We start from the raw sequence: 11,950 nt of genomic DNA on the forward strand, positions 1-11,950 counted from the left end.
GTCTACGCCATTCCTATCTATATCTGCTATTGATGCAGTCTATACTTCCTGGTGAGGCTCGATACTGACACTCGATCGGTCGAAGTTGCCGGCGGAGGGCGCGGAAAGCCGGCCCGCTCAGAACGAGGGCGGCAGGTTGCTCGGCGTGTCGGGGTCGAGGGGATAGATCGGCCGGCGAACCCGGTCCCAGGGATACTGGGAGTAGTCGGAGGTGGTGATGCCCGGTCCGGACACCATCACGACATGCCGGATGATCGGCGCGAAGCCGGCCCGGAAGTGCTGGCGCGACTTGATCAGGATGTAGCGCTTGCGGGCCGGGTCGATGCCGGCGTGGGTGAAGCAGCCCGTGTCGAACGGTTCGTGCCGCTCCGAGCAGACGACGATTTCGGCCCAGCCCGTGTCGAGCACGGCGCAGCGGCCGAGATTCTGGCTGGTGCCGGTGCCCATCGGCCCGGTGACCTTGAACCGCCCGTCGGTGATCCTGCGGACCGTGCCCGACAGCCGCAGCGGCTTGCCGACATGGCCGATGGCCGGCGCATCGGTGCGTCCGCCCACTTCGAGGTCCACCGGTGCGCCGACCCCGGCGGCGATCATCCGATCGACCGCCACGGGGTCCCAGATCGGACCGACGCACATCTCGTCGAGGCCTTGGCGGATGCACTCCTCCAGCACCGCCATGACGTCCGTCGAGCCGCCGGAGCCCGCCACGTCGCCGTGGTCGGCCAGCAGGATCGGCCCGTCGCCGAGGGTCCTGGCGTGCGCGATGGAGGTCTCCACCGGTTCGACATGGAACACGAAGTCCGAACGCCGCTCCCAGGCCATCGACATGAGGTCGTGCAGCAACCGGCCGCCCTGCCCGCGATCCGTCCGCGCGTCGACGACGACGATCCCGTGCATGCCGACATAGGGGATGTCCGCCAGCGGAAAGCAGCCGAGGACGGAGGCGTTGAGCACGGTGCCGTCCGCCTCCGCGGCGATCGCCCGGTCCATGATGTCCTTCATCGGCTGGCGCGACGGCGTCTGACAGTTGAGGTGCGACAGGATGGGGAGCGAGTGCCAGAGGATCTTCGGCTCCACCTCGCCGGCGAGGGCGCGCAGCAGCGTCCGCCCGGCGCGGGCCCCCGTCTCGTACTGGTCGACGTGCGGGTAGGTGCGATAGGCGGTGATCACCGTCGCGTTGTCGATCGTGCGCTGCGAGAGATTGGTGTGGAAATCGAACGCCACGGCGATCGGCAGCCCGGGGGCCGCCTTGCGGATGCGGGCGAGCAGTTCCCCTTCCGGGTCGTCATAGCCGGGCGTCGCCATGCCGCCGTGCAGATCGAGGAACAGCGCGTCGCACCCCCGATTGACCTCCTCGAGGATGCGCTCGGCAGCATGGTCGATCAGCGAGTCCTCGGGGCACCCGCCCGGCGTCGCATTGGCTGCGATGGGAAACGCGAACGCCGCGCCGGCCTCCTCGGCGAGGTCGATGAACGCCCCCGCCGCGGTGGCGGTCCCGCGATAGGCCGCGATCGCCGCCGCCCCGTAGGCAGGACCCGCCTGGGCGCCGTAGCGCCCGAACGCCGTCAGCGGGGTCGGCACGGGCGAGAAGGTGTTGGTCTCGTGTTTGACCATAGCGGTGACGAAGCGCTTCATGGACGATCCCGCATGCACTGATTGCCGACAGTCCGGGAAGTAGAACGCGGGGCGAGTAACCTCCGCAAGTGGATCACTTCCCCGGCTTGTCGAGTGATGCACGCGCCAATGCGCAGTTGCGACTGTGTATCAAGGGACGTATCGCGCCGATTCATTGGCGGCGCGCGCTCGAGAGGCCGGCAGTCACCCAACCCTGGAGAGGCCAGGACCGGCCCTGACCGGAGCTGCCCTCGATCCCCTTCTCCGCCACGTCCGGTTTGGCCCGGTCGTCCATCCGGGTGCCGCCGCTCTCGCTGGCCATCGTCGGCGCGGGTGGTGCCGGTCCCGCCCCCGCCCTATATCTCCGTCGACCCGCACACCAACCTTCCAGGACAGACCATGGCGAGCAATGCCGCGCCGGCCGCGATCGACGCGCTTCCCGAGTGGGACCTGAGCGACCTCTACCCGGCGCCGGATTCGCCGGCGCTCCAGGCCGACCTCGCCCGCGCCGCCGCCGACGCGAAGGCGTTCCGGGCGGCCCACGAAGGCCGGCTGGCGGGGCTCGACGGCGCCGGCCTCGGCGCCGCCGTCGCCGCCTACGAACGGCTGCAGGACCTGCTCGGCCGGATCATGAGCTATGCCCAGCTCGTGCATTCGCGTGCCATGTCGGACGAGACGGTCGGACGCTTCTACCAGACGATGCAGGAGCGGGTGACGGACATCACGTCCGACCTGATCTTCTTCACCCTGGAGCTCAACCGGATCGAGGACGACGCGCTGGCGGCCCGGCTCGCCGACCCGGCGCTCGCCCGCTATGCGCCCTGGATCCACGACACCCGCGCCTTCCGCCCGCACCAGCTCTCCGACGAGGCCGAGCAGCTCCTGCACGACAAGTCGGTCGCCGGGCGCTCCGCCTGGGTGCGCCTCTACGACGAGACGACGGCCGCGCTCCGCTTCCCCGTCGGCGACGAGCGCCTGACCATGGCCGAGGTGCTGCACCACATGTCGGACCGCAGCCCGGCGGTGCGGCGCGAGGCGGCGACGAGCCTCGGGCAGGTCCTGGGCGACAATGCCCGCCTCTTCGCCCTCGTCACCAACACGCTCGCCAAGGACAAGGAGATCGAGGACCGCTGGCGCCGCTTCGCGCGACCGATCTCGTCGCGCAACCTCTCGAACTTCGTCGAGGACGAGGTGGTCGACGCGCTGCTGGCGGCCGTCCGCCAGTCCTATCCGACCCTGACGCATCGCTACTACGCGCTGAAGGCGCGCTGGTTCGGGCAGGATCAGCTCGACCACTGGGACCGCAACGCGCCGCTACCGGGCGACGACGACCGCGTCATCCCGTGGTCGGAGGCGCGCGACACGGTGCTCGGCGCCTACCACGCCTTCTCGCCCGAGATGGCGGCGATCGGCCGCCGCTTCTTCGACCAGCCGTGGATCGACGCGCCGGTCAAGCCGGGCAAGGCCTCCGGCGCCTTCGCCCACCCGACCGTGCCGAGCGCCCACCCCTACCTGCTGCTCAACTACCAGGGCAAGACGCGGGACGTGATGACGCTGGCCCACGAGCTCGGCCACGGCGTCCACCAGGTGCTGGCCGCGGGCCAGGGACCGCTCCTCGCCGACACGCCGCTGACGCTGGCCGAGACGGCCTCGGTCTTCGGCGAGATGCTGACCTTCCAGGCGATGCTCGCCCGCGAGACCGAGCCGGCCCGCCGCCGCATCATGCTGGCGACCAAGGTCGAGGACATGCTGAACACCGCCGTCCGCCAGGTGGCGCTCTGCGAGTTCGAGCGCCGGCTGCACGACCGCCGTCGCGAGGGCGAACTGACGGCCAAGGAGATCGGCCTCCTGTGGCGCGAGACCCAGGGCGAGAGCCTCGGCCCCGCCATCCGGCTCGGCCAGGGCTACGAGTGGTACTGGGCCTACATCCCCCACTTCATCCACACGCCCTTCTATGTCTACGCCTACGCCTTCGGCGATTGCCTCGTGAACTCGCTCTACTCGGTCTACCAGGGTGCCGAGGCGGGCTTCGCCGCCAAGTACCTCGACATGCTGCGGGCGGGCGGCAGCAAGCGGCACCGCGAGCTGCTGGCGCCCTTCGGGCTCGACGCCGCCGACCCCGCCTTCTGGCGCCGCGGGCTCGGCGTCGTCGAAGGCATGATCGACGAGCTGGAACGGATGGGCTGAGCGGGATCCCGGCGATGGCGACCGAGAACACGCTGGGCGGGCGGCTGCGCCGCTACGCCCGGGTCTCGACCACCGTCGGCGGCGTCGCCGCGCGGATGGCGGGCGGGCGCCTCTTCGGCATGGCTCCCGACCAGGACCGGCAGGCGGCCGAGCTGCGGGCGGCGCTGGGCGGCATCAAGGGGCCGCTGATGAAGGTGGCGCAGATGCTGTCCACCATCCCGGACGCCCTGCCCGAGGCCTATGTCCGCGAGCTCCAGCAGCTCCAGGCGCACGCGCCGGCGATGGGCTGGCCGTTCGTGCGCCGGCGCATGGCGTCCGAGCTGGGCGAGGGCTGGCGCAGCCGCTTCGCCGAGTTCGAGCGCGAGGCGGCGCGCGCCGCCTCGCTGGGCCAGGTCCACCGCGCGACCGCCCTCGACGGCACCCGGCTCGCCTGCAAGCTGCAATATCCCGACATGGGCTCGGCGGTAGAGGCGGACCTGCGCCAGCTCCGGCTCGCCTTCGCGATCTACCAGCGCTACGACCGCTCGGTCGGGCTCGACCAGATCCATGCCGAGATCGCCGACCGGCTGCGCGAGGAGCTCGACTATCGCCGCGAGGCGCGGCACATGGCCCTCTACGCCCGGATGCTGGAGGGCGAGGCCGGCGTCCATGTGCCCCGCGCCTGGACGGAGCTCTCGACCGACCGGCTGCTGACCATGACCTGGCTCGAGGGCGGGCCGCTGGCGGCGGCCGAGACCGCACCGGTCGAGCGCCGCAACCGCATCGCCCGCAACCTCTTCCAGGCCTGGTACATCCCCTTCTACCGCTACGGGGTGATCCACGGCGACCCGCACCTCGGCAACTACACGCTCCGCGACGACGACGGGCTGAACCTGCTCGATTTCGGGTGCGTGCGCATCTTCCGGCCGTCCTTCGTCGAGGGCGTGATCGACCTCTACCGGGCCTTGCGCGACGAGGACGAGGCGCTGGCCGTGCATGCCTACGAGACCTGGGGCTTCGTCAATCCCAGCCGCGAGCTGATCCAGGTGATGAACCGCTGGGCCCGCTTCGTCTATGCGCCGCTGATGGCCGACCGCACCGGCCCGATCCAGGAGGCGAAGAGCGGCCTCTACGGCGCCGAGGTCGCGGCCGGCGTCCACAAGGAGCTGCGCCGCATCGGCGGCGTCACGCCGCCGCGCGAGTTCGTGCTGATGGACCGCTCGGCGATCGGCCTCGGCTCGGTCTTCCTGCGCCTCGGCGCCGAGCTCAACTGGCATCGTCTCTTCCACGGCCTCGTCGACGATTTCGACCGCGCCACGCTGGAGACGCGCCAGCGCGCCGCCCTCGCGGCCGAAGGGCTCGAGCCGCCCGCCTGAGCGCCGCCGACGATTGACGGCGGCCGCCGCGACCCGCGATCCTGCCCGCCCGGAACGGGGAGGACGCAAATGGCATTGATCGGACTCGAGGACGTGCGGCGCGTGGCGATCGTGGGCGCCGGCACCATCGGCGCCAGCTGGGCCGCCTGGTTCCTCGCCCGTGGCTATGACGTCCGCGCGACCGATCCCGCGCCCGACGGCGAGGCCTTCGCCCGCGGCTTCGTCGCCCGCGCCTGGCCGACCCTGGAGCGGCTCGGCCTCGCACCCGGCGCCGATCCGGGACGCCTCGCGTTCACCGCCGATGTCGAGGCCTGCGTGCGCGGCGCCGACTTCGTGCAGGAACAGGCGCCCGAGCGCGAGGAACTGAAGCAGGACCTGCTCGCCCGCATCGACGCCGTCCTGCCGCCCGACCGGGTCATCGCCTCCTCGACCTCCGGCTTCACGCCGTCGCGCCTGCAGTCGCGGATGGCGCACCCGGGGCGTCTCGTCGTCGGCCACCCCTTCAACCCGCCGCATCTCATCCCGCTGGTCGAGGTGGTGGGCGGCGCGCGCACGGACGAGGCGGCGGTCCGCTGGGCGATCGCCTTCTACGAGCGGGTGGGCAAGAAGACGATCCGCCTCCTCAAGGAGATCCCGGGCCACCTCGCCAACCGCCTGCAGAGCGCGCTCTGGCGCGAGGCCGTCCACTGCATCGCCGAGGGTGTCGCCAGCGTCGAGGACACCGACAAGGCCGTCGCCTACGGGCCCGGCCTGCGCTGGGCCATCATGGGCCCGACCCTCACCTTCTCGCTCGCCGGCGGCGAGGGCGGCATGCCGCACTTCCTCGACCATCTGGGCGAGTTCATGGAGACGCGCTGGGAGGAACTCGGCCGGCCGCACCTGACGCCGGAGGTCCGGCGCCGGCTGATCGAGGGCGTGGCCGAGGAAGCCGCGGGCCGGTCGATCGGCGAACTCGCGCGTGACCGCGACGCCAAGCTGATCGCGATCCTGGAAGCCCTGCAGAAACCGGCAAGTTGAGGGGCCCTCCGAGCGGTCCCGATTCTTCGGCGCCGGCCGGCGAATTCTCTTTCGGAACGATCCGCGGCGAACCGGGTTCTCTCTCGGCAGTGTGAATTGCGGGAGAGATAACATGAGCAAGTTTCTCATCGGCGGCGCCGTCGCCGCGGCGATCCTGACGTCCACCGGCGCCGGCTTCGCCCAGACCATGACCACCACCACGACCACGCGCAGCACGACGCTGGCCCCGGAACAGCGCACGGTGGTCCAGGAGTACGTCGTGCAGCAGAGGCGGCCCTCCGTCATGATCGAGAACTACGAGGTCCGCCCCGGCACGGTGCTGCCGCCGACGGTGCAGTTCTATGCGGTGCCGCAGGTCGATCAGTACCGCTACACGGTGGTGAACAACCGCCAGGTGATCGTCGATCCCTCGACCCGCCAGGTCATCGAGATCCTCAACTGACCCGGCAGGGGTGGAGCCGGCCCCGGCTCCACCCCCCGCGCGCTTCAGGGCACGTCGAGCCAGGCCGACAGGCGCTCGAAGGATTCGGTCCAGCCGCGGCGGTGGCGGGTGGCGGCGTCGGCATCGGCGAAGCGGTCGTGGATCAGCGTCACCTCGGTCCCCTCGGCGAGCGGCCGGAACTCGACGGTGACCCGCGACTGCCGTTCCGGGGTCGCTTTCCAGGCCCAGGTGAAGACGAGTCGACGCTCCGGCACGACCTCGGTGTAGGTGCCGGACACCTCGTGCCGTTCGCCGCTGTCTTCCCGCAGCACGGTGCGGAAATCGCCGCCGACGCGCACGTCCAGTTCGGCGCGTTCGACGCGGGTGTGATGCGGGCCCCACCACTGCGCCAGCCGGTCGGGGTCGGTCCAGGCCTGGAACACGCGCGCGACCGGCGCCTTGATCCGGCGCACGATGGTCAGGCTGGGCTCGGTCACGCCGCGATCGGGCGAGGCCGGACGGCGGGTCGGAGGGGCGTCCATTGCGCCCTCGAACATAAGTTGCTGTACGAGCCGGGGAAAGGGCTTGTCGCAGGGCCACGGATCGGCCTTTGCTGCATCCCCGCCCACCCCACCAGACCCGGATCGCCATGTCGCCCGCCGTCTCGCCCGAACTCGTCGCCGAACTCGCGCCGACCGGCACGCTCCGTGCCGCCATCAACCTCAGCAACTTCCTGCTCGTGACCGGCCGTACGCCCGCGGGCGATCCCGAGGGCGTCTCGCCCTCCATGGCCAAGGCCATCGCCGACCGGCTCGGCGTGCCCGTCGCCTATGTCCCCTATCCCCGGCCGGGCGAACTCGCCGACGCGGTGGCGGACGGCGCCTGGGACATCGGCCTCATCGGCGCCGAGCCGCAACGGGCGGAGAAGATCGCCTTCACCGCCGCCTATTGCGAGATCGAGGCGACCTATCTGGTGCCGGCGGGCTCGCCGATCCGCGTCCTCGCCGACGTCGACCGGCCGGGCGTGCGCATCGCGTCCACCGCGCGCGCCGCCTACGACCTCTGGCTCGAGCGCAACATCCGGCACGCCACGGTGATCCGCACCGAATCCCTGGACGATGCCTGCGCGCGGTTCCTGGCCGACCGGCTGGACGTGCTGGCAGGGCTCCGGCCGCGCCTCCTCGCCGACCTCCGCCGCATCCCGGGGGCCCGCATCCTCGACGGCAGGTTCATGGCGGTGCAGCAGGCGATCGGCACGCCGCGCGGCCGCACTGCCGGCGCCCGCTTCCTCGCCGAGTTCGTCGAGCAGGCCAAGGCGAGCGGGTTCGTCGCCGGCCTGATCGAGCGCTTCGGCGCCGACGGCCTCTCGGTCGCTCCGCCGGCGGCGGCCTGAGGCGCCGGGCCGTCACCCCGTCGGCGGCGGCTCGGCCGCCTGCGCCACCGTCCGGCCGGCGAAGCGGCGGATGTGGAACGGCTCGATCGGCGTGCTGGTGCGGCCGGTCGCCATCAGTTCGGCCATCACCGCGCCGACGCCGGGGCCGAGCTGGAAGCCATGGCCGCAGAAGCCGAAGGCGTGGAAGAGGCCGGGCGTGGTCGCGCTCTCGCCCATCACCGGGATGTCGTCCTCCAGGTAGCCCTCGACCCCGGTCCAGGTGCGGATCACCTGCACTCCGGCCAGCGCCGGCACGAAGCGCAGCAGCCGGCCCCACTGCGCCATCGACAGGTCGGGGGTCGGCCGGGCGCGCGGCGGGTCGGTCTGGACGGGGCCGCGCAGGCCGCCGCCATAGACGACGTTGCCGCGCTTCACCTGGCGCAGGTAGATGTCGGCCGACACCCCGCCCAGCACCGGTTCGATGAAGTAGGGCAGCGGCTCGGTCACCGCCATCTGCGGGCCGCGGGCGACGATCGGCACCGGCTCGCCGAACTGGGCGGCGATGCGCGAGCCCCAGAAGCCGGCGCTGTTCAGCAGCACCTCGCCGCGGACCTCGAGCCCGGTCCTGGCGGTAACGCGGAATCCCGTCGGCTCGCGCTCTATGTCGGCGACCTCGCAATGCTCGTGGATCACCGCCCCGGCCCGACGGGCGGCCCGGCCGAAGGCGGGCGCGGCGAGCCGCGGGTTCGCATGACCGTCCTCGGGTGACAGCGAGGCGCCGATGACGTCCGGGCCGAGCCAGGGCCAGCGGTCGCGCAGGACATTCTGGCCGAGGATCTCGAGATGGAGGTCCCACTCCCGCGCCTCGGCGACATGCTTCTCGACGACCGCCATGTCCTGCGGCGTGTAGGCGACGCGCAGGCCGCCCGTCGGCAGGAACTCGCAATCCTCGCCCAGGAGTTCGGGCAGGCGGCCCCAGATCGCGCGCGAGCGGTGCGACAGCGGGATCTGCGGCAGGAACCGGCCCTGGCGGCGGACATTGCCGAAATTGACCCCGCTCGCCCCGGCGCCGACGAAGCCGCGCTCCAGCAGCGCCACCGATTTGCCGTGGACGGTGCGGAGGTGGAAGGCGGTCGACGCGCCCATGATGCCGCCGCCGACGATGACGACGTCGTAGCGTTCGGGGCTCATGCGCCGCCCTCCCGCGTCGCCGGTTCCTGCCGCACCAGCGGCACCGGCTTGACCGGCGCCTGGCCGCGCAGGCGCATCGCGGCGTCCGGCGCCGCGCCCGCCGTCTCCGCCAGCACCGTCGCCGCCGTGAGCCCGCAGTAGCGACCCTGGCAGCGCCCCATGCCGATGCGCGACAGCGCCTTGGCCCGGTTGATCTCCTTGGCGTCGAGGCCGGTCACGGCATGGCGGGCGTCGCCCACCGTCACCCCCTCGCAGCGGCACAGCACCGTCTCGGGCGGCAGGCCGGCGACGAAGTGATGCGGCACCGGGAAGACCGTCTGCATCGCCACGCCCCAGCGCAGGCCGCGGTCGAGGCCGCGGCGCAGTTCCGCCATCCGCGGCTCCGGAACGGTCCGGCCGAGATCCTTCAGCGCGGCCAGCGCCGCCAGCTCGCCCCCCATCTCGGCGAAGTCGGCGCCGCGCACCCGCCGCCCGTCGCCGGCGAGATAGACGCCCGTCACGTCCGAGCGGCCGTCGCCATCGGCCTCGGGCAGCCACTGCCGCGAATGGTCCTCGTAGGCGAAGCTGCAGCCGGCGAGGTCGGCGAGCTGGGTCTCGGACTGGAGGCCGTAGCCGAAGCCGACGGCGGTGCATTCCGTCCGCCGCTCGGCGCCGTCGGCGCCGCGCCAGACCAGCGCCGTCACCGCCGCCGTGCCCTCGGCCCGCACCGGGACCACGCCCTCGTGGATCGCGACGCCGTGCGAGCGCAGCCAGCCCAGGTAGTAGACGCCCTTGAGGAAGGCCTGCGGCACCGCCAGCATCCGGCCGAGCGCGGCGAGCTTGGTGCCGAAGGAGGTGGTGTCGAGGACCGCCGCCACCTTCGCCCCCGCCTTCGCGTATTGGTAGGCGACGAGGTAGAGCAACGGGCCGGTGCCGAGGAAGACGACCGGGTCGCCGATGGCGCAGCCCTGGTACTTGAGGGCGATCTGGGCCGCCCCCAGGGTGTAGACGCCGGCGGTGGTCCAGCCCGGGAACGGGATCACCCGGTCGCAGGCGCCGGTCGCCAGCACCAGCGCGTCGTAGGGGAACGCCTGCGACTGGCCGCCCATCGCCGGGAGCGCATGGACGGTACCGTCGCGGAGCGTCCAGACCAGCGTCTCCGGCCGGTGGTCGATGCGGCCGGCGAGCGCGTCGAAGGCGGCGTGCAGCGCCTCCGCCCGGCCGGCCTCGAAGCCGTAGACGGCGCGGGCCGGACGGCGGAAGGAGGCGGGCTGCCGGCGGTAGATCTGCCCGCCCGACCGCGGCGCCTCGTCGAGCACGGTCGGACGGAGCCCGTGGCGGACGAAGGTCTCGGCCGCGCGGGTGCCGGCCGGGCCGGCGCCGACGATGACGATCCGCGGCTCGCTCATGGGTGGGCTCCGGCCCAGCGTTCCAGCGGCGAGCGCGACAGCAGGGCCATCCCGTCCTCGGCCGGCGTCGAGCAGGCGCGCACCCGGCTGCCGTCCGGGCGCCACAGCCAGCAGTCCTGGCAGGCGCCCATGAGGCAGAAGCCCGCCCGCGGCCGTCCCTCGAACTCGTTGTCGCGGAGCCGCCGGCCCTGGGTCAGCACGACCGTCAGCACCGTGTCGCCGGCGAGGCCCGGCAGTTCCTGGCCGTCCAACGTCAATCGCACGATCGGGCGGTCGGCCTCCGCCACGCGCGCGAGCTGTCCCGAACCGTTCACGCCGTCCTTCTTCCCCGGGCGAGCCCAGGGCGCCCGTGCGCTCAGTCTTCGTCCCGGCGGCCGGCCTTGTCCATACCGGTCCCGCGATCAGTCGGGGTCGCGGTACTCCATGTTCTCCTCGACGACGGCCCAGATGTGGCGCGCCGACGGCTCCCGGCGCTCCTCCTGGACGTGGGCGAGCAGGCCGCCGCAGCGCGAGACCAGCGCGATGCCGCGGAACATGTCGGCCGGCAGCCCGATTTCCAGCAGCAGGGCGGCGACGGCGCCCGTCGCGTTGATCGTCTGGTGGCGGCCGGCCGCCGCGTCGAGCGCGGCATTCAGTCGCTCCAGGAGCGCGATGTGCCGGCCGGCGACGCCCTGCGAGCGGGCGAAGGCGAAGAGCCTGGGCGTCCGCGGGTCGTCGGGCTTGTGGAAGGGGTGACCGAATCCCGGCAGGCGGCGGCCGGCGGCCCGGTGCTCGGCCACCACCCTCCGGCAGAAGTCGTCGGCATCGCCGCCCTCGGCGATGCCGCGGGCGAGGATGGCGGCGCAGCCTTCCATGGTGCCGACGAAGACGTCGCCGACCACCGTCAGCCCGGCCGCCACCGCGACCTGCATCTGGTTCGGCACGCTGTCGGTGACGAGGCGCGCGATCAGCGACGACGGCGTGACGCCGTGCTCCATCAGGGTGACGAGGCAGGCGTCGAGGATCCGGGTCTCGGCCGCGCTCGGAAAGCGCCCGGCGAGATGGAAATAGAGCATCTCGGTGAAGCCGTAGCGGCCGATCACCTCCTCCACCAGGTCGAGACCGCGCACGGTGATGGACGTCGCGTCGGAGGTGGCGATCCGGGTCTTCATGCGGCGGCCGGCCATGGCGATCCTCCCTCGGGGTCAGACGCGGCGGGCCTGCCCGGCCCAGTAATGTTCGCGGACGTCGCGCTTCAGCACCTTGCCGACGGGGCTTCGCGGCAGCGCCGCCCAGAAATCCACGGACTTCGGCGCCTTCATCCCGCCGAGCCGGTCGCGGCAGAGCTGCACGACCTCGCCCTCGGTGGCGGACATGCCGGCGCGCAGCTCGACGACGGCCTTGACCGCCTCGCCCCACTTCTCGT

General features: G+C 72.3%; 11 protein-coding genes and 1 pseudogene. 5 read left to right on the forward strand and 7 right to left on the reverse strand.

Going from position 1 to position 11,950, the window contains the following annotated elements:
• Window positions 1–117: 117 nt before the first annotated feature.
• Window positions 118–1,635 (reverse strand): M81 family metallopeptidase, encoded by a 1,518-nt coding sequence (locus tag ACE3Q3_RS01420; protein WP_374440681.1) that lies wholly within the window; start codon window positions 1,633–1,635, stop codon window positions 118–120.
• 378 nt (window positions 1,636–2,013) lie between these two features.
• Here ACE3Q3_RS01420 and ACE3Q3_RS01425 point away from each other — a divergent pair, with 378 nt between their 5' ends.
• From ACE3Q3_RS01425 to ACE3Q3_RS01440, 4 genes are all read left to right on the forward strand, one after another.
• A complete protein-coding gene (locus ACE3Q3_RS01425) occupies window positions 2,014–3,801 on the forward strand; it encodes a M3 family oligoendopeptidase (protein WP_374440683.1) in 1,788 nt (595 codons plus the stop codon).
• A 14-nt stretch (window positions 3,802–3,815) separates the two neighbouring features.
• A complete protein-coding gene (locus ACE3Q3_RS01430; protein ID WP_374440684.1) occupies window positions 3,816–5,156 on the forward strand; it encodes an ABC1 kinase family protein in 1,341 nt (446 codons plus the stop codon).
• Window positions 5,157–5,225: 69 nt separating this feature from the next.
• On the forward strand, window positions 5,226–6,173 hold the full coding sequence (locus ACE3Q3_RS01435) for a 3-hydroxyacyl-CoA dehydrogenase NAD-binding domain-containing protein (protein ID WP_374440687.1): 948 nt from the start codon (window positions 5,226–5,228) through the stop codon (window positions 6,171–6,173).
• Between the two features lie 112 nt (window positions 6,174–6,285).
• Window positions 6,286–6,615 carry a DUF1236 domain-containing protein gene (locus ACE3Q3_RS01440; RefSeq protein WP_374440690.1) on the forward strand — a complete coding sequence of 110 codons (330 nt, stop codon included), beginning with the start codon at window positions 6,286–6,288 and terminating at the stop codon, window positions 6,613–6,615.
• 44 nt (window positions 6,616–6,659) lie between these two features.
• Here ACE3Q3_RS01440 and ACE3Q3_RS01445 read toward each other — a convergent pair whose 3' ends face one another.
• The gene (locus tag ACE3Q3_RS01445; RefSeq protein ID WP_374440693.1) at window positions 6,660–7,091 is read right to left on the reverse strand and encodes an SRPBCC domain-containing protein; all 432 of its coding nucleotides are present in this window, start codon (window positions 7,089–7,091) and stop codon (window positions 6,660–6,662) included.
• Window positions 7,092–7,204: 113 nt separating this feature from the next.
• On the opposite strand from ACE3Q3_RS01445, the gene ACE3Q3_RS01450 reads away from it, so the two are divergent.
• Complete coding sequence (locus ACE3Q3_RS01450; protein WP_374440695.1) at window positions 7,205–7,987, forward strand: ABC transporter substrate-binding protein; 783 nt, start codon at window positions 7,205–7,207, stop codon at window positions 7,985–7,987.
• Between the two features lie 12 nt (window positions 7,988–7,999).
• Here ACE3Q3_RS01450 and ACE3Q3_RS01455 read toward each other — a convergent pair whose 3' ends face one another.
• The 5 genes and pseudogenes from ACE3Q3_RS01455 to ACE3Q3_RS01475 form a co-directional block, all read right to left on the reverse strand.
• The gene (locus ACE3Q3_RS01455; protein ID WP_374440698.1) at window positions 8,000–9,157 is read right to left on the reverse strand and encodes an NAD(P)/FAD-dependent oxidoreductase; all 1,158 of its coding nucleotides are present in this window, start codon (window positions 9,155–9,157) and stop codon (window positions 8,000–8,002) included.
• Window positions 9,154–10,545, reverse strand: coding sequence for an FAD-dependent oxidoreductase (locus ACE3Q3_RS01460; protein ID WP_374440701.1), 1,392 nt, complete (start codon window positions 10,543–10,545; stop codon window positions 9,154–9,156). Before ACE3Q3_RS01460 ends, ACE3Q3_RS01455 begins: the two co-directional genes overlap by 4 nt.
• A complete protein-coding gene (locus tag ACE3Q3_RS01465) occupies window positions 10,542–10,859 on the reverse strand; it encodes a (2Fe-2S)-binding protein (RefSeq protein WP_374440704.1) in 318 nt (105 codons plus the stop codon). Before ACE3Q3_RS01465 ends, ACE3Q3_RS01460 begins: the two co-directional genes overlap by 4 nt.
• An 87-nt stretch (window positions 10,860–10,946) precedes the next feature.
• Window positions 10,947–11,711 carry a citryl-CoA lyase gene (locus ACE3Q3_RS01470; protein ID WP_374440707.1) on the reverse strand — a complete coding sequence of 255 codons (765 nt, stop codon included), beginning with the start codon at window positions 11,709–11,711 and terminating at the stop codon, window positions 10,947–10,949.
• A gap of 18 nt (window positions 11,712–11,729) precedes the next feature.
• Window positions 11,730–11,950 (reverse strand): annotated as a pseudogene (locus ACE3Q3_RS01475) (long-chain fatty acid--CoA ligase); the annotation flags it as partial.

This window comes from Allostella sp., from assembly GCF_041913585.1.
Lineage (GTDB): Bacteria > Pseudomonadota > Alphaproteobacteria > ATCC43930 > Allostellaceae > Allostella.

Coding starts and splice junctions, on each gene's coding strand:
- ACE3Q3_RS01420 (WP_374440681.1), bottom strand. CDS start 1,635: ATGAAGCGCTTCGTCACCGCTATGGTCAAACACGAGACCAACACCTTC.
- ACE3Q3_RS01425 (WP_374440683.1), top strand. CDS start 2,014: ATGGCGAGCAATGCCGCGCCGGCCGCGATCGACGCGCTTCCCGAGTGG.
- ACE3Q3_RS01430 (WP_374440684.1), top strand. CDS start 3,816: ATGGCGACCGAGAACACGCTGGGCGGGCGGCTGCGCCGCTACGCCCGG.
- ACE3Q3_RS01435 (WP_374440687.1), top strand. CDS start 5,226: ATGGCATTGATCGGACTCGAGGACGTGCGGCGCGTGGCGATCGTGGGC.
- ACE3Q3_RS01440 (WP_374440690.1), top strand. CDS start 6,286: ATGAGCAAGTTTCTCATCGGCGGCGCCGTCGCCGCGGCGATCCTGACG.
- ACE3Q3_RS01455 (WP_374440698.1), bottom strand. CDS start 9,157: ATGAGCCCCGAACGCTACGACGTCGTCATCGTCGGCGGCGGCATCATG.
- ACE3Q3_RS01460 (WP_374440701.1), bottom strand. CDS start 10,545: ATGAGCGAGCCGCGGATCGTCATCGTCGGCGCCGGCCCGGCCGGCACC.
- ACE3Q3_RS01470 (WP_374440707.1), bottom strand. CDS start 11,711: ATGGCCGGCCGCCGCATGAAGACCCGGATCGCCACCTCCGACGCGACG.